This is a genomic window from Leptospira ainlahdjerensis (assembly GCF_016919175.1).
GTDB classification, from domain to species: Bacteria; Spirochaetota; Leptospiria; order Leptospirales; family Leptospiraceae; genus Leptospira; species Leptospira ainlahdjerensis.
Genome location: NZ_JAFFPU010000004.1, coordinates 60864 through 76471, shown reverse-complemented (window position 1 = coordinate 76471; position 15608 = coordinate 60864). Strand labels below are relative to the sequence as shown.

Below are 15608 nucleotides of genomic sequence, written 5' to 3'. Positions count from 1 at the left end.
CGTGGATCCTCTTCTCGAAGGTTTAAACGAAGAACAAAAAAAAGCAGTCCTCCAAGTTTCCGGTCCGGTACTGATCTTAGCAGGAGCAGGCTCCGGTAAAACGCGCGTTATCACTCATAGAATCGCAAATCTTCTCATCAATCACGGGATTGATAGAATCTGCGCCGTTACCTTCACGAACAAGGCCGCCGCCGAAATGCAGGAACGAGTCAAACACTTAGTTCCATTCTTACCTGCCAATCTTCAGATCAAAACGTTTCACTCACTTTGTCTTTATATCCTAAGAAGAGAAGCTTCGTTTTTCGGATACGCAGGAGGTTTCACCGTTTACGATACAACTCTTCAGGAATCCCTTCTCAAACAAGTCGTAAAGGATTTTTCTCTTGATGCGAAATTCTACAAACCGTCGATGCTCGGGAATTATATCAGCGGTTTGAAAGACAAGATGTTATCTCCCGAAGCGTATCTGGAAAAGGAAGGAAGAACCGATTTTTCAAAAAACGTTTCGGCGATTTATAAGGAATACGAAAAAAGAAAGGACGCGAGTAAAGCTTTCGATTTCGGAGATCTCATTTGGAAGACCGTTCAACTTCTACAAAAATCCCCGGATGCACTTTCCAAGTATCGTCACAAATGGGAATACGTCATGGTCGACGAGTATCAGGATACGAACAAGGTCCAATACGAACTCGTGATTCTTCTTGCGGGAGAAAAAAAGAATCTCTGCGTCGTGGGCGACGACGATCAGTCGATCTATTCCTGGAGAGGAGCCGATATAGCGAACATTCTCAACTTCGAAAAGGATTTTCCGGAATCGACTGTTATCAAACTCGAGGAGAATTATCGTTCCTCCTCGAACATCATTCTTGCCGCGTCGCGCGTCATTTCGAACAACACACAACGCAAACAAAAGGAAATTTTCACGAACAACCCTAAGGGTTCTCCCGTGATTCTTACCGAGTTTCAGAACGAATCCGAGGAGGCTCACGGAATCATCACGAGAATTCGGTCCGCGTATTCCTCCGGAACGGAATATAAGAATATTGCAATATTCTATAGAACGAATTCTCAATCCAGATACTTTGAAGAGGCCCTTCGAAACATCGGAATTCCCTATAAGATTTTCGGCGGCTTTCGATTTTTCGATCGTGCGGAGATCAAGGATTTTATCGCTTATTTGAACGTGGTTTCCAATCCGGTGGATTCCGTTTCGCTTTTGAGAATCGTAAACTATCCTCCGCGCGGAATCGGAGATTCCGGAATCGACAAGATCCGAGAATTCTCCCTCGAAAAAGGAATTTCACTTTTGGAAACCTTGGGAAGAGAAGAGATTCCTTTAAAGAAAGCGGCGAAGGCGAAGGGAAAAGAACTCTTTCATCTATTTAGCGATCTCGTCGAAAAAAACGAAAAGGGTTCTTCTCCCTCCGAAATCGCATTGGAACTTTTGAATCGTTCCGGGCTCATGTCCTATCTTAAAGAGGAAGGAACGGAAGAATCCATCGCACGTCTGGAAAACTTGCAGGAGCTCGTGAACTCGATCGAGGAATACGAAAAAAATTCGGATTCTCCTTCCTTGGAAGAATACCTCAACCAGATCAGTCTTCTCACGAGCGAAGAGGACACAAAAGAACTGACAGACTATGTCAATCTGATGACGGTGCACAACGCGAAAGGTCTTGAATTTCAGATCGTCTTTTTATCGGGATTGGAGGAGGGAACCTTCCCACACAGTATGAGTCTGGAAGATTCTCAGTTTGGAGATGAAGAAGAACGACGTCTTTTTTACGTCGCTCTCACCCGCGCTCGAAAGGATTTGTTTTTGAGTTTTTGTAGAACTTCCCGCAAATTCGGAAAAGTCGAAGACCGGATTCCGTCCCGGTTTTTAGCGGAAGTTCCCAAAGAATGTTTTGGAGAACAGCAATTTGCAACCCGAGAAAGGACCGCAAGAAGACCGCAAGGGCCGCCTCTTGCTTCCAAAATTCGCGAGGTGGAAGAAGAATTCGATTCCGGTTTTTCGGAAGCCCCTTCTCCGGATAACCTTCAACTGAAGGCAGGCGATCGGGTGAAACACAAACAATTCGGGATCGGCACCATTTTAACGGTTTCCGGAAAGGAAAAGAATACCAAGGTGGCGATTCGATTCGGGAACGTGGAGAAGAACTTTTTTGTTGCCTATACCCCGCTCGAGAAATTATAAGGAAGGGGTAAGTTTACTTCCCCGAAATCCGATACTAGTAGCAGACAGGAAACCCAGATGAAGAAAATATTCGTGCTAACTCTATTGCTTCTCATTGCCTCTTCAGGTATGTACGCAGGAAAGTCTCAAGGTGTTGTGGAAGAATTCAACAAAGTGGAAGAATTTAACAAGAACATCAAAATTTCGGACGCTTTCAAAAAAGCGACCCTCGAAAAAAATCTCCTTTCCGCCGTAAAATATACCCTTCATCACAGATATCTGGAATACAAGGAAATCACGAAAGATCTCAATCTCGAGACGATGTTGTATGAACCTCAAAAGGGAACTTACACTGTTTATGTAAAATACAAGAAATTCCTTTTTTTCTATAGCTACAAAATGGATCCTGAAATCTATCTTCAAACTCCTGAAAACGAAGTTTTTTATATCCGTCCGGAAAACTTGGACGATCCTCATAAGGAAAACGCCGCCACTCCCGAAGTAAAACCCGGTAAGTGATTTTTCTTTACTGAGTATTTATTTTTTGGATTCGATTCAATTTCTTCAGCCCGCCGTCAATTCCGTCTTGGAAGCGGGCAAAATCGTATTAGAAATCTATCATACGGATTTTAAAGTCACGGACAAGGGCGGAAACGATCCTGTCACCGAGGCCGATCTCAAGGCCGGCGCCTTAATCGCGGAAATTCTTCAATCAACGAAGATACCGGTTCTATCGGAAGAAGATAAGGAAAGGAAAAACATTTCCATACTTCCGGCGGCTTGGATTTTGGATCCGATCGACGGAACCCGAGAATTTGTTCATAAGAATCCGGAATTTGCGATCAGCCTGGGATTGTCCGTTCAAGGACGAGCGGTCCTCGGCGTGATCCTAAATCCGGTAACGGGGGAATTGATTTTTGGAGACGAAAGTGTGGGAGTCGATTATCTGAAATTTACTTCGATACCCGATTCTTACGAAATCGATTTCAAACGATTTTCCAAAAAACTAAGCTCACACACACCCGTAAAAACGATTCTCATTTCTAGGAACGAAGAAAGGGACGGGCTTTTTAAACAAGAAATGCTTCCTTACGATTGGAAATTCGCCTCTATGGGTTCTATCGCTTATAAACTCGGGCTTGTGGCCGCGGGGATCGCCTCGATTTCCCTTTCTCTCAAACCGAAAAATGAGTGGGACGTTTGTGCAGGAATCGCTCTTGTAAGGGCTTCCGGAGGTTCGGATCTAGAGATTCAATCCTCTAAGCCGTTTCAGTTTCAAACCGTTTCCGGGCGAGGTGAAGGTTTGATCGCGGGTCACTCCGAGTCATTGGATCAACTCTGGACAAATTCAAAAACGTATTTTCAATCCAGTCTGACTGATTGGAATTGAATCATAGAGCTCTATGAGTAAAAAAGAATATTCGAATATTCCGATTCGTAAGATAAAAATCGGCGTAGACGCAAGGCCGTTTTCTACTCCGGTCTCCGGCGTGGGAAAGATGATTCACAGCGCGCTACTGGATCTGGGAAAAGACCCCGGATTAGAATTTTATCTTTTTTCACACAGGGATCTGCATCCGAGTTACGCGGATCTTCTAAAACTTCCAGGAATTACGTTTATCAAAGGTGAGGGGATTCTTTCCAAAAAAGGGGGAATCTATTTTGCGATCGCGCTTCCTCTTCAACTTCGAAAGATCCAGCTGGACCTTTTTTGGGGAACACAACAGGTTTTTCCTCCGTTTCTTTCCCAAAAAACCGCGACCGTTCTGACTTATAACGATCTGGTAGCCTATCGTTTTCCGGAAACGATGAGAACTCTCGCGAGGCTGCAGCAAAAATTCTATCTTTCCCGTTCCATCCGCCGCGCGGACAAACTGCTCCCGATTTCGGAATCCACCCGAAACGAAGTCTCGGAATTCTTCCACATTCCTTTGGAAAAGATGCAAGTGGTCTATCCCGGAATCGAACTTTCAGAGTTTCAAGGTCTCTTAAGGAAAAAACCGGGAGAACGCGTGGATTCGCTTCCAAAAAAATACTTTCTTTCCGTTTCTACGGTAGAACCCCGTAAGAATTATTCTTTTCTGTATAAAACATATTTAGAATATTCTAAATATGTAAAGCCAAGTCAGAAGTTTTCTTGGGTGATCGGCGGTAAGGCAGGCTGGGAAGATCCGGAATTTATCGAGACACTCCGAAGCGATAAAAGCAAAGAAATCGGAATCCATTGGATCGAAAGTCCGACCGATGTGGAACTCGCTCACATGTATAAAAAATGTTCTCTTTTTTTATTTTCTTCCTTATACGAAGGATTTGGAATCCCCCTTTTAGAAGCTTTGAGCCTGCAAAAGCCGGCGATCGTTACCGATCTTTCCGTGTTTCGGGAAATCGGCGGAAATCGGATTCAGTATTTAAAATTGGAACAGGATCTTTGGGTGAAAGCGCTTTTGGATTTTTCGAAAAAACCCTATCCTGGTAAAAAGGTGGATCTTCGAAAATTCTATCGGAGCGCAGCGGCAAAAACGATCGCGAATCAAATTCGGGAAGTTCTAAAGGTTAAAACCATTTCCTCCAGCCTTTAAGTCTGGCAAGAGTGCCCGAAAATTCCAACCCGATCTTAGAATCGATTTGAAGATGAATTCTCTTTCGATCCAAGGGTTGAAGACGAACCGTAAATTCCTCTTCTCCGTTCTTAAAACTCAAATAGTCCGGCAAAAACTCGAGGATATTCTTTTTTGAATTTCCATACAACGGGATCGAAAGAGTCTTCACGGTCTCTTTTCCTTTCAAAAGAATCCGAATCTGATTCTCTTGAAGTTCCAGTCTTGCTTTGCGATTGGTTTCCGTAAAATACGGTTCTTTAGGAACGGGGGTCGAGATCATTCCGGAACCTCCGAATCGATCCTTCGTAAGATACGTTAAGAATTCCTCCGGACCCGAAAAGTAATTATAAAAAACTGGATTCACTGGCGTGATCCTAGTTTGAAAGGGTGCATCCGGTTGGGAAGATTTTTTCCATTTACATTCTTGTCGATTTTTGGAAGATGTTAGAGATGTTTCTAACACGTTTTCTTTTTATTTTTCTTTTGAGTTTTGTTTCCGCCTGCCATTCCTCCACTGAAGAATCCATTCTTTACAAGCTCAAACTTTCCGACTTTGACGGTCGGCTGACAAGTCTTCAGGAATACAAAGGAAAGGTTTTGCTTTTGGACGTCTGGGCTTCTTGGTGTGAGCCTTGTAAGGAAGCGGTTCCGGTTTTGGAAAAACTTTCCAAGGATTTGCAAGGTAAGAATGGGGTTCTTTTGGGGATCAACACGGAACCTGAGCTCACCAAAGACGAACACATCAAAGCGGCTCGGGATTTCGGGATCACCTATCCCTCTTTTGTGGATCGAGACTTTGCGCTGATCAACGAATACAAGGTGGAAGGTCAACCGGCCCTCCTTGTATTCAGCGCTTCCGGGAAACTTTTGAAAATTCAATATGGAATTCAAGAAAGGGACTATCCAAAACTCAGAGCTCATTTTTCCAATTGGTTCACTGCACCATAGTATTGTATAACGCAGTAAATAAATAAGGCCTTCTCGAAAGAGGCTCAAAAAAAAGGGTTTATTTCTTAGCTTCCCTATTTAACTTTGAATCCTTGCCGGCGAGATCTTGCCGGATTCCCTAAGTTGTATTGAATTAAAGATATCAGGAGTGAATGAGTTTCATGGCGGAAAACTTAGCCCAGCTATTTCGTGAATCTGCGGAAAAATTCCGGGACCTACCGGCTTTCTTCTCGAAAGATTCCAAAAAGGAATATTCTCCAACGACGTATGGTCAGTTGTACGAACAAGGCATCCAGCTTGCGGAAGCCTTGATCGAATTAGGCGTTCAACAAAGACAAAGAGTTGGTTTGATCGCGGACAATCGGATTGAGTGGATCATCGCGGATTACGGTGTAATCCTGTCGGGGGCCGCAGATGTTCCTCGCGGAACCGATATTACAGATTCTGAAATTGTTTATATTCTCAATCACTCGGAAGTGGAAGTCGTTTTTATAGAAAACGATAAGATGCTCGAGAAGTTTAACAGAAATAAATCGCAGCTCAACAACGTAAAGACCATCATCATGATGGATCCAACGAGCACCGCGCCCGGCGTATTAAAGATGCAGGACCTCATAGAAAAGGGAAAAAAACTGAGAGCCGGCGGATCCAGAAAAGCGGAAGAAAGAATCGCCGCAATTCAAGCCGAAGACCTTTTCACTTTGATCTACACTTCGGGAACTACGGGACTTCCGAAAGGTGTTATGTTGAAACATTCCAACATGATGCACCAGGTAAACCACGTGAGCCCGATGTTGAATATTCAACCGAGCGCTCGTCTCCTTTCCATTCTTCCGATTTGGCACGTATTTGAAAGGGTAGTCGAATACGTTTGTCTCGGACTGGGAGCGGCGACATACTATACGAATGTAAGAGATCTTCGTCAAGATTTGGCTACCGTAAAGCCGACGTTTATGGGTTCAGCTCCAAGACTTTGGGAGAACATCTACAACGGGATTTATACAAGAATCAACGACCCGGCTCAGACTCCTGCGCTTCGCAGAGGTCTTTTCAAACTCGCTTACTTTTTTTCAAGCAAGAAGAACCAAGCGGTTCGTTTTTTGAAAGGTGTCCAAGTAGATTATCGCGGCAGAAATCCGATCAAATCTTTCTTTTACGGAATTTTGATGTTCCTTCAATTTCTGTTGACCGGTCCGTTTACACTGACCGTCATCGCAGGCGCGTTAGGCGCCTATTTCGCAGGGACGGATTTGTATTTCCTGACTTCTCCACTCTATACGATCGCGGGTCTTGCCGTTCTTTTGAACAGTTTTACACTGGACAGAATCGTTCTCGCAAAGATCAGAGCGGCTACGGGCGGACAACTCAAGGCCTCTATCTCCGGCGGGGGAGCGCTTCCAAGACACGTGGATGAGTTTTTTGGAAATATCGGAATCAACGTTTTAGAAGGTTACGGAATGACGGAGACTTCTCCCGTAATTTCCGTCAGAACGTTTGAAAAACTCATCATTGGATCCGTGGGCGTTGTGGTTCCAAAAACAAGACTCCAGATTCGCAACGATAACAACGTAGTTCTCACCGAGATCGACGAAGAAGGCAAGATTTCACAAGGAAAACTCGGTCAGAAAGGTGTAGTCTTTGTAAAAGGGCCTCAAGTGATGAAAGGGTATTTCAAAAACGAAGAGGCGACTTCAAAAGCGATCCAAGACGGTTGGATGAACACCGGTGATATGGGGATGATCAACTTCAAAAAAACCCTCACTCTTACCGGTCGCGCGAAAGATACCGTCGTACTTTTGGGCGGAGAAAACGTGGAGCCGGTTCCGATCGAAAACAAACTTCAGGAATCAGCCTATATCAGTCAGTGTATGGTAATCGGTCAGGACCAGAAGAATTTAGGCGCGATCATCGTTCCGGATTTCGAAAAGCTCCAAGAATGGGCAAAAGAAAACGGAATCAACGAATCGAGCAACGAAAAACTGATCGAAAATCCGAAGGTCTATGACCTCTTTAGAAAAGAGATCAAAGCTCTCAACAATACGAAAAACGGATTCAAATCGTTTGAACAAGTGACTCCTTTTATCATTATCTCGAAACCTTTTGAAGTGGGCGAAGAGTTGAACAATATGATGAAAATGAAACGTCACGTGATCACCGAAAAATACATCGATAAGATCAAAAAAATCTACTCTACCAACCAAGATTAGAATTTTTCGATCTTTCTCGAATTGGAAAAGCCAGCCCTCAAAGGCTGGCTTTTTTATTTCTTCGGAGAAATCGTCCCTGTACCGATAGAAAAAGTATATGGCCGGCACTCAGAAACAACTCCAGAAATCCTCGGTATTTTCCCCCTCGGGACACGGAGACTTATACGCACTGGACAATCTTTATCTTTCTTCGATGAGAGAAAACGAGTTCTGGAACTTTTCCCAGGTTTCACAATTTTCACCGTACAATCTGGGTTTTCTTTGTATGCGTTCGATTCTTATCTCCAACCTTACCCAAAATGCGATCACCGTCGGTGGTTTCACTCCCGGATTTGTAAGAGGGCTTTCGAAGATCGACGGATTTGAAAATTGGAAACAGTTTAAGACGGAAGGTTTTGTTCCCAGAGTTGTCGGAAAGGAATTTCCACTCTCAATGAATTCTGAAATCCATAATATACTTAACCCGGCCTTGGCGTCTTATGAAAAGGAATTGTTCGAGGAATGGAATCCGAAAGCTGTTTCTATTTTTGGGACGTGGGAGAATCATGAAATTCTGATGACCGGAGTTTCCCTTCCCGAAGACGAAAAAAATCTGCCAAAACTCTTAAAGGATCTGATTCAAACTCTCTCCGGGACCTGCGGAAAGTTTTTTCTTCGGACGGATAAACATTCTTACCTTTGTTTAAAAAAGGATCAGGAAACCTTAGGTCCGGTTTTCTTTCAGGAGAAGGAAAAGGTCTGGGATTCTTTTGTTTTTTTGATTTTAGAAAGGGAAATTTCTTAACTCAAATGTTTGCTGAAGAGGAAAGCCTCGATGTTCTCGTAGTTTTCCTCTTCCGAAAGTTCGATGACTTTTTTGACCAAGGTTCCCGCCTGATGCAGGGAGATAGAACGGATGATCTTTCGGATTGGGTTTAAGAAGGGAATAGAAACCGAAAGGTCACGGATTCCGATTCCGATTAAGAAGATCGTAAAGTTCGTATCCGAAGCGAGTTCTCCGCAAATTCCCAGAGGTTTGTCATAGTCCCTCGAAACTTCCACGATTCGAATCAAAGCTCTCAAAAAAGCGATGTGATAAGGATTGTAAAGTGAAGAAACGTGGATGTTGTTTCGGTCCACCGCCATGATGTATTGTAAAAGATCGTTAGTTCCCACCGAAAAAAAATCTGCTTCTCTCGCGATCAAATCCAAGGCGGAAACCGCAGCGGGAGTTTCGATCATCACTCCCACTTTTATCTTCTTGTTGAACTTCTCTTTTTGAGCGCTGAGTTTGCGTTTGCATTCTTCCAAAAGTTCCTTGGTTTTGACGATCTCGGCGGGACCGGTGATCATCGGAAGGAGTATGCTTACGTTCCCAAAAGCCGATGCTCGCAAAATCGCCGTTAGCTGTTCACTGAACCATTCCGGATTGGAAAGGGAGTATCGAATTCCTCTGTTTCCCAAAAAGGGATTTTCCTCTTCTTCTCCGGTCGAGAACTTATCGGCGCCGATATCAAAGGTGCGGATCGTAACGGGTTTGTCTTCCATTCCTTCCGCAATCGCTTTGTAAGCGCGGAACTGCTCTTCTCCGGAGACGTTGCTGTCCTGATATTTTAAGAATAGGGATTCGCTTCGAAAAAGACCGACTCCTTCCGCTCCGGAACGAATCGCCTGTTCGCAGTCGAGTTCGGATTCTAAATTACATTTGATTTTGACCCGGATTCCGTCCTTGCTTACGGCTCGAGTTTTTTTGGCTCCGCTTTCTTCCACCGGATACGTCGAAGAAAAACCGTAATATTTTACCTCTTCTAAAGTCGGAAAACGTACGACGTTCCCTCCTTCTGCATCTAAGAATATGAATTCGTTGTCGCGCACATAGGTGGAAAAATCTTTCAAACCCACAACCGTAGGAATTCCGTAGTTTCTGGCGAGAATCGCCATGTGTCCCGTTTTTCCTCCCAGGTCCGTAGCAATTCCACGAATTCTAGTCTTATCCATAAGAATCATCTGAGAAGGTGTGAGTTCTCTCGCGACTAAGATGAGATCCTCTTTCAAACCCGATAAAAAAGAATCTTCTTCCTTTTTTCCCGCAATAAATTCGATCAATCGATTCGAGACGTCCTGAAAATGATCCACTCTTTCCCGGAAGAATTCATTCTCCATCGCGCGGAATTTTTCGGTTATCTCGTGGGTTACGTTTTGAACCGCGAGGATTGCGTTCTCTCCCAGGTCCAATATTCTTTTTTGAACCGAAGTGGAAAGACTCGGATCGGAACAAATCATCGCCTGAGTTTCTAAAATTTCTTGAACCTCTTTGTGGTCGGGACCGGAGGATTCGACGGAAGTGATTAGAATCCGAAGACTTTCCAGACTTTCTTCCAAAGCCGTTTTGAACTTTCTGATTTCCTCCTCCTTTGAGGATTCGTGGACGTAGGTTCCGGTGAGGATCGTATTCCTTTTTTTACCGGTTTTTAGAACCTTACCGTATAGTTTTCCCGGGAAAGCTGTGATTCCGGTGAAAACTGTCCGTTTGGAGGGGATCATTTATAGAGTGGATTTCCGAGTTAAACTCGACTACAGGATTCTTGAAAAGAAGAATCTGACAATTCTTTTCTAAAAAAGGGAAACCCAGGGAGAAGGCGAGTTTCGACCTTTCCCAAAAGACCGACCGAGGAAAAAAGGTTTTTTAGACGATCGCCGCTTTTCTTTTGAAAAGTGGGGTTCTTCGACTTTTGTATTTGCTGATCTCGTCTCCGGTAACGCTGCTCATCACCAATTTTGCCATGGAGATATCCAACGCATGTCCTGCCTTGGAAGCGAGATAATGACCTATGATCGGACGTCCGGCGATCGAAATGTCTCCGAAAAGATCCAGAATCTTGTGACGAACGCATTCGTTTTCAAAACGAAGCTGCTGGTTCAAATATCCGTCCTGTGTGAGTACGATCGCGTTGTCCAGGGATCCGCCCATCGCCAGTCCCCTGGCTTGGAGAGCCTCCACGTCTTTTAAGAACCCGAAGGTTCTGGCAGGGAGAATCTCTTGTTTGATCTTTTCTCTGTCCAAAGCGATCGTGATACTTTGTCCTTTGAGAAGGGGATGGTTGAAGTCGATCGTGTAGGTAACCTTGAGTTCGTCGCTCGGTAGAAGAACGAGGTATTTGTCCCCGTCCACAACCCAGAGCGGGTTTTGCACGTAGATCGGTTCTACAATTTCAGGATATTCTACGATTCCCACGGATTCCAGGGCTTGTAAAAATGGGAGGGAAGAGCCGTCCATGATCGGAACTTCTACCGCGTCGATTTCTAAAATGAGATCGGTCAGTCCCAGAGCGTAAACCGCCGCTAAAAGGTGTTCTACGGTTTGAATTTTATAAAGTCCATCTCCTAGGGTTGTCGCATTGCTCGTGTCAACTACATTGCTAAGTTCGGCCGGGATCGAGGCTTTTTCCTGTCCTTTCCGATATTCAAAAACGATTCCTGTACCAGATGGGGCAGGGTGGGCGACTAAGTTTACTTCCTTTCCGGAATGAAGCCCGATCCCTTTGATTCTAACTGTATCCTGAATGGATCTTCTATATATAGTTTCTTTCATAGTTGTGCATTTTCGATTTCTCAACTGGATCCTTTCAAAAGGACATCCGGCGGATCGTCGAAGTTCGCTTTTCGTATTCTAAAAGTCCCAGGATTCTACCGAGGTTTTCGGTTGGATGGGAACTCTTTGATCCTATATAAGCAAGGTCTATGCCAAAGGGTGTATTAAAATCTATTTTTTCCGGCTAACCAGGCGGGGTTTAGGGCCCAATGCGACATAGTTTGAAATAAATTTCTGACGAACTGTCTCTTTTCTGCGACAGTGTATCTACTCGGACACAGGTTATTGTCCCATCCTTCCTTCCAATCTTTACGAAAGAATGAGGGGGAGCTGAATCGAAAACGAGAACTTTCTCCCCCCAAAAAAGGAGGGAATTGTGGGAATTTCGACAGATTTTTCCTTACCTACAAGTTGAGAGAGAACTGTAACGAGGAGCTTCCTGAGAAGAGAAATATTTGTAAGAGTTCCTACGCAGCGGTTTTAGCTTGCAAAATTAGAATTTTGTGATAGAGGAAAGTTTCCGGATTTTTCCCGCCACCCGCCCCTCCACCCAAGATCAGGGTGGGGCCGCGCAACTTTTACGGAAGAGCGTCGTAGTTCCGACAGATTCAAATCACCTTGCGGGTCAGCAAAGATCAGCGGGAGGGAGAGTTGCATATCGGAATGTGGTTCGAAAAAGGAGGGCCGTTTCTCGCAGAAATTCTCCGGAAAGGGACAATTTACTCACGACGCTTCTGATTTTCCAAAAAGATTTTTCACCAAGGTAATTCTTCTCCATTCTGATGAAAGAATTTACCGGAATTCACAAGATTGAGGGCCTCGATCCGCTCCGCTAAACCAGACACACTTTCTTCCGGAGATATTCCTTGTCTTCCAGTCATTTCCGTTGCCACCATTCCCGGATGGAAGATCCCGACCGAAATCCCTTTGGGAGCGAGGTCCCTTGCAAGGCTCACGGCGATTGCGTTGAGGGCGGCCTTGGACGCTCGATATCCATAGTAAGAGCCGGAGCTATTGTCCGCGATGGACCCCATTCTACTCGTCAAAAATACGAGCTTCGCATTCGTTTTGAGGGAAGGAAGAAGCGAGTGTACAACTTTCAGCGGCCCGAGCGCATTTACTAAGAATTGCGTGAGGATATTGTCTTCATCGAGGGTTTGCAGGTTGTCCGGAATCAATATCCCCGCGTTGTTGATCAGAATATCTATCTTTGTATCTAAGATCTTGGAATTCAAACCCTGGATGGAGTCGGAATTGAGAACGTCAATTCCTTCGATGATTCGAGTCGGTTTTAGACGGACAAGTTCGGTGGAACTTTTTCTGCAAAGTGCGAATACTTGATCCCCCTTGGAGAGAAAGTGTTTTGTAAGTTCCAATCCGATTCCTCGGTTTGTTCCCGTGATGAATATGTTTCTTTGTGCCATAGTATTCCTCCCATATAATTCTTTGAATCGCTCCTGAAAACACTTTTCGATTGACGTTTGGGTCAATTTATTTACATTGCTGCTTCTATGAATTACGAGATCATCCACAAACCTTCGTATTCTTTTCTAAAAGTAAAATTGTCCCCCGGTGAAACCATCAAAGCCGAAGCAGGCGCGATGGTCTATATGACCCCCGGGATCGACGTTGAAACCAAAATGGGAAGCGGATTTCTTTCCGCACTCTCCAGGCGATTTTTCGGCGGAGAATCCTTTTTCTTCAATATCTTCAAGGCTCCTTCCGCAGGCGCGGAAATCGGCTTTGCTCCGGAACTTCCAGGCGACGTCGTAGGAATCGACCTTACCGACAACGGACTTCTCGTAGAAGCTGGGGCCTATCTCGCTTCGGACGAAACGATCACTATGAAGCCGAGGTTCGGCGGCCTTCGTTCCTTTTTGGGAGGGGAAGGTGTGTTTCTTCTGGATGTTACGGGAAACGGAAAGCTCTTTTTGAATTCGTACGGAGCCATTCTTCCGATCGAAGTGCAAGGAGCTTACACGATCGATACGGGTCATGTAGTAGCTTTCGACAAAACTCTTCAGTATAAAATTGGAAAGGCCGGAGGAAGTTGGAAATCCACTCTTTTCGGCGGAGAAGGTCTGGTAATGGAATTTTCCGGGCACGGAAAGATTTTGATTCAGACTCGGGTTCCATCGGGATTCTTATCCTGGCTCACGGGGCTCCTTCCTCAATAAGGAAAAGGTAATATTATGAATATTGAAATTCTTAGCAAACCATCATATAGCTTTGCAAAGGTCACTCTCGGAGGCGGAGAATCGATCAAAGCCGAGTCGGGTTCCATGATGTCTATGAGCAACGGAATCACGATTCAAACTCACAAGGCACAACAGGGCGGATTCTTAAAAAGTTTAAAAGCCGCGTTCCTCGGAGGAGAATCCTTTTGGATGAACACGTTCACCGCTTCTTCCGGCAACGGAGAAGTTCTACTTGCGCCTACTCTTCCGGGCGACGTGGATAAGATCGATCTCGCCGGAACCGTTTATGTTCAATCCAGTTCCTTTCTCGCGTCTTCTCCGAACATCGAGATGGATACCAAGTTCCAAGGTCTGAAAGGATTTATAAGCGGAGAATCTTTATTCTTCTTAAAACTTTCCGGTAATGGACCTCTTCTCATTTCGAGTTACGGCGGAATCGATATCCTGCAAGTCGATGGAGAGATGATCGTGGATACGGGGCATATCGTCGCGTTCGACGAGGGACTCAACTACGAGATGACTAAGTTCGGCGGATGGAAGTCTTTTTTCTTGGGTGGAGAAGGATTTGTCGCTCGTTTTAAAGGAAGAGGAAGGGTTTGGATTCAATCCAGAAACGTTCCGTCTTTAGGAAGTTGGTTCCGCAATCAACTGCCTCCGATCAAAAGATAAGGAGAATGAATCGTGAAACACGAAATATTACTAAAACCTGATTTTCCAATCATCCAAGTGGAATTAGAGAACGGAGAAACCATCCGTGCAGAATCCGGTGCCATGGTCGCGATGAGTCCGACCGTGAAGATGGCGACAAAGGCGGAAGGTGGAATTTGGGCTTCCGCCAAACGCGCGTTACTCAGCGGGGAATCTTTTTTCCAAAACACATTCAAGTCGGAAGGCGGAACCGGAACACTTTTTCTCACAAGTCAGACCCAAGGCGATATCGAATACCGCAAGATGAAAGGAGAAGAATTGATACTCAGCCGAGGCGCGTATGTCGCCGGCTCCGAATCCTTGGTCATCGACAGCAAGTGGGGCGGATTCAAAGGATTTTTTTCCGGAGAAGGCCTTTTCTTTTTGAAAGTCAGCGGCGCGGGAGATCTTTTCTTTTCGAGTTTCGGTGCGATTCATACGATCGAAGTAAACGGACAATATACCGTGGACACCGGTCATATCGTGGGCTTTGAAGGAACGTTGAACTATACGATTCAAAAGGTCGGCGGTTTGAAGTCTTTGTTTTTGAGCGGGGAAGGTTTGGTCGCGGTGTTTTCCGGGACCGGTAAACTTTATATTCAATCTAGAAATCAAAACGCATTCGCAGGCTGGGCTAATCAATGGAGAAGAGTGGAGAAATCTTCCTCTTCCAACTAAAATTTTTTTGCAGAAACGTAGGATTCACCTTCGTGGTGGGTCCTACGCAAAACGTCTCAATTCTCTCCTCTTAAATTCCTCTTCTTTCTCCTTCGTGCTTTCGAAATTCTAATTTGATTCGATTTTATATCAAAAAATTCGGCGTTCGAAAATTTCAGTAAAATAGAATATTCTAAAAAACTTATATTCTTTGTGTTTTTTATGAAACGAACATTTGCTGGTTCTCTTTCTGTAAAAGGAATTCGGGTTACTCAAAGGGTCGAAGGATCTTTAAAATCCAGGTCGTTAAATTCGTTTGATTCCGAAAAAACGAGCCTTACTAAGAATGGAATCGGAGGTCCGTAGTCCGTAAATTCGTAAAGAGATTCATTTCGATTTTGAAAGAACGTTCTTGTTTGTTGCTCCATTTGAGAACAAATTGAATTCTTGAAAGGCAATTTAAAACGGGTCGCCCTTTCTAAAGAATCCTATAACAAACCTCAACGATTATATGCAAAAAATAGAATGAGCTAACTTGCGATAAAATAATAAAAAAAAATCAAT

Annotated in this window: 15 protein-coding genes; 10 read left to right on the top strand and 5 right to left on the bottom strand. The window is 44.5% G+C overall.

Annotation, left to right across the window (positions count from 1 at the left end; genetic code table 11):
• The first annotated feature begins 1 nt into the window (after position 1).
• Genes JWG45_RS01025 through JWG45_RS01010 form a run of 4 tightly spaced genes read left to right on the top strand, consistent with a single transcriptional unit; the run spans position 2 to position 4755 of the window.
• Positions 2-2197, top strand: a complete 2196-nt coding sequence (locus JWG45_RS01025; protein WP_205277990.1) for an ATP-dependent helicase — start codon at positions 2-4, stop codon at positions 2195-2197.
• Positions 2198-2254: 57 nt separating this feature from the next.
• Positions 2255-2695 (top strand): LIC11625 family surface-exposed protein, encoded by a 441-nt coding sequence (locus tag JWG45_RS01020; RefSeq protein WP_205277929.1) that lies wholly within the window; start codon positions 2255-2257, stop codon positions 2693-2695.
• A 25-nt stretch (positions 2696-2720) separates the two neighbouring features.
• Positions 2721-3566, top strand: coding sequence for a 3'(2'),5'-bisphosphate nucleotidase CysQ (locus tag JWG45_RS01015; protein WP_205277928.1), 846 nt, complete (start codon positions 2721-2723; stop codon positions 3564-3566).
• A 13-nt stretch (positions 3567-3579) separates the two neighbouring features.
• Positions 3580-4755: a glycosyltransferase gene (locus JWG45_RS01010; RefSeq protein ID WP_205277927.1), complete on the top strand. Its 1176-nt coding sequence runs from the start codon at positions 3580-3582 to the stop codon at positions 4753-4755.
• On the opposite strand, the gene JWG45_RS01005 is transcribed toward JWG45_RS01010, so the two are convergent.
• A complete protein-coding gene (locus JWG45_RS01005) occupies positions 4730-5140 on the bottom strand; it encodes a hypothetical protein (protein ID WP_205277926.1) in 411 nt (136 codons plus the stop codon). The two genes, JWG45_RS01010 and JWG45_RS01005, sit on opposite strands and share 26 nt — an antisense overlap.
• Positions 5141-5226: 86 nt before the next feature.
• Between JWG45_RS01005 and JWG45_RS01000 the strand changes: the two genes are divergently transcribed.
• The 3 genes from JWG45_RS01000 to JWG45_RS00990 all read left to right on the top strand — a co-directional run bounded on the left by JWG45_RS01000 (position 5227) and on the right by JWG45_RS00990 (position 8715).
• Positions 5227-5724 (top strand): TlpA disulfide reductase family protein, encoded by a 498-nt coding sequence (locus JWG45_RS01000; RefSeq protein ID WP_205277989.1) that lies wholly within the window; start codon positions 5227-5229, stop codon positions 5722-5724.
• A 161-nt stretch (positions 5725-5885) separates the two neighbouring features.
• Positions 5886-7931 (top strand): AMP-dependent synthetase/ligase, encoded by a 2046-nt coding sequence (locus JWG45_RS00995; protein ID WP_205277925.1) that lies wholly within the window; start codon positions 5886-5888, stop codon positions 7929-7931.
• A gap of 97 nt (positions 7932-8028) precedes the next feature.
• Entirely contained in the window at positions 8029-8715 is a 687-nt protein-coding gene (locus tag JWG45_RS00990) for an LIC11631 family protein (protein WP_205277924.1), read from the top strand.
• On the opposite strand, the gene ptsP is transcribed toward JWG45_RS00990, so the two are convergent.
• The 3 genes from ptsP to JWG45_RS00975 form a co-directional block, all read right to left on the bottom strand.
• Positions 8712-10454 (bottom strand): phosphoenolpyruvate--protein phosphotransferase, encoded by a 1743-nt coding sequence (gene ptsP, locus JWG45_RS00985; RefSeq protein ID WP_205277923.1) that lies wholly within the window; start codon positions 10452-10454, stop codon positions 8712-8714. The genes JWG45_RS00990 and ptsP overlap by 4 nt on opposite strands.
• A gap of 142 nt (positions 10455-10596) precedes the next feature.
• Complete coding sequence (gene lpxC / locus JWG45_RS00980) at positions 10597-11502, bottom strand: UDP-3-O-acyl-N-acetylglucosamine deacetylase (protein ID WP_205277922.1); 906 nt, start codon at positions 11500-11502, stop codon at positions 10597-10599.
• Between the two features lie 755 nt (positions 11503-12257).
• Complete coding sequence (locus JWG45_RS00975; RefSeq protein WP_205277921.1) at positions 12258-12926, bottom strand: SDR family oxidoreductase; 669 nt, start codon at positions 12924-12926, stop codon at positions 12258-12260.
• Between the two features lie 87 nt (positions 12927-13013).
• On the opposite strand from JWG45_RS00975, the gene JWG45_RS00970 reads away from it, so the two are divergent.
• From JWG45_RS00970 to JWG45_RS00960, 3 genes are read left to right on the top strand one after another with little or no spacing between them, the layout of a single operon-like run.
• Positions 13014-13679 carry a TIGR00266 family protein gene (locus tag JWG45_RS00970; RefSeq protein ID WP_205277988.1) on the top strand — a complete coding sequence of 222 codons (666 nt, stop codon included), beginning with the start codon at positions 13014-13016 and terminating at the stop codon, positions 13677-13679.
• 15 nt (positions 13680-13694) lie between these two features.
• A complete protein-coding gene (locus JWG45_RS00965; RefSeq protein WP_069607469.1) occupies positions 13695-14369 on the top strand; it encodes a TIGR00266 family protein in 675 nt (224 codons plus the stop codon).
• Between the two features lie 12 nt (positions 14370-14381).
• On the top strand, positions 14382-15065 hold the full coding sequence (locus JWG45_RS00960; RefSeq protein WP_205277920.1) for a TIGR00266 family protein: 684 nt from the start codon (positions 14382-14384) through the stop codon (positions 15063-15065).
• Positions 15066-15316: 251 nt separating this feature from the next.
• Here the strand turns inward: JWG45_RS00960 and JWG45_RS00955 are convergent, their stop codons facing one another.
• On the bottom strand, positions 15317-15472 hold the full coding sequence (locus JWG45_RS00955; RefSeq protein WP_205277919.1) for a hypothetical protein: 156 nt from the start codon (positions 15470-15472) through the stop codon (positions 15317-15319).
• Positions 15473-15608: the final 136 nt, after the last annotated feature.

Excerpts from the sequence above, each read along its gene's own strand:
- JWG45_RS00990 (WP_205277924.1), top strand. The coding sequence starts at position 8,029 with ATGGCCGGCACTCAGAAACAACTCCAGAAATCCTCGGTATTTTCCCCC.
- JWG45_RS01020 (WP_205277929.1), top strand. The coding sequence starts at position 2,255 with ATGAAGAAAATATTCGTGCTAACTCTATTGCTTCTCATTGCCTCTTCA.
- JWG45_RS00970 (WP_205277988.1), top strand. The coding sequence starts at position 13,014 with ATGAATTACGAGATCATCCACAAACCTTCGTATTCTTTTCTAAAAGTA.
- lpxC (WP_205277922.1), bottom strand. The coding sequence starts at position 11,502 with ATGAAAGAAACTATATATAGAAGATCCATTCAGGATACAGTTAGAATC.
- ptsP (WP_205277923.1), bottom strand. The coding sequence starts at position 10,454 with ATGATCCCCTCCAAACGGACAGTTTTCACCGGAATCACAGCTTTCCCG.
- JWG45_RS00975 (WP_205277921.1), bottom strand. The coding sequence starts at position 12,926 with ATGGCACAAAGAAACATATTCATCACGGGAACAAACCGAGGAATCGGA.
- JWG45_RS00965 (WP_069607469.1), top strand. The coding sequence starts at position 13,695 with ATGAATATTGAAATTCTTAGCAAACCATCATATAGCTTTGCAAAGGTC.
- JWG45_RS01010 (WP_205277927.1), top strand. The coding sequence starts at position 3,580 with ATGAGTAAAAAAGAATATTCGAATATTCCGATTCGTAAGATAAAAATC.
- JWG45_RS01000 (WP_205277989.1), top strand. The coding sequence starts at position 5,227 with ATGTTTCTAACACGTTTTCTTTTTATTTTTCTTTTGAGTTTTGTTTCC.
- JWG45_RS00955 (WP_205277919.1), bottom strand. The coding sequence starts at position 15,472 with ATGGAGCAACAAACAAGAACGTTCTTTCAAAATCGAAATGAATCTCTT.
- JWG45_RS00995 (WP_205277925.1), top strand. The coding sequence starts at position 5,886 with ATGGCGGAAAACTTAGCCCAGCTATTTCGTGAATCTGCGGAAAAATTC.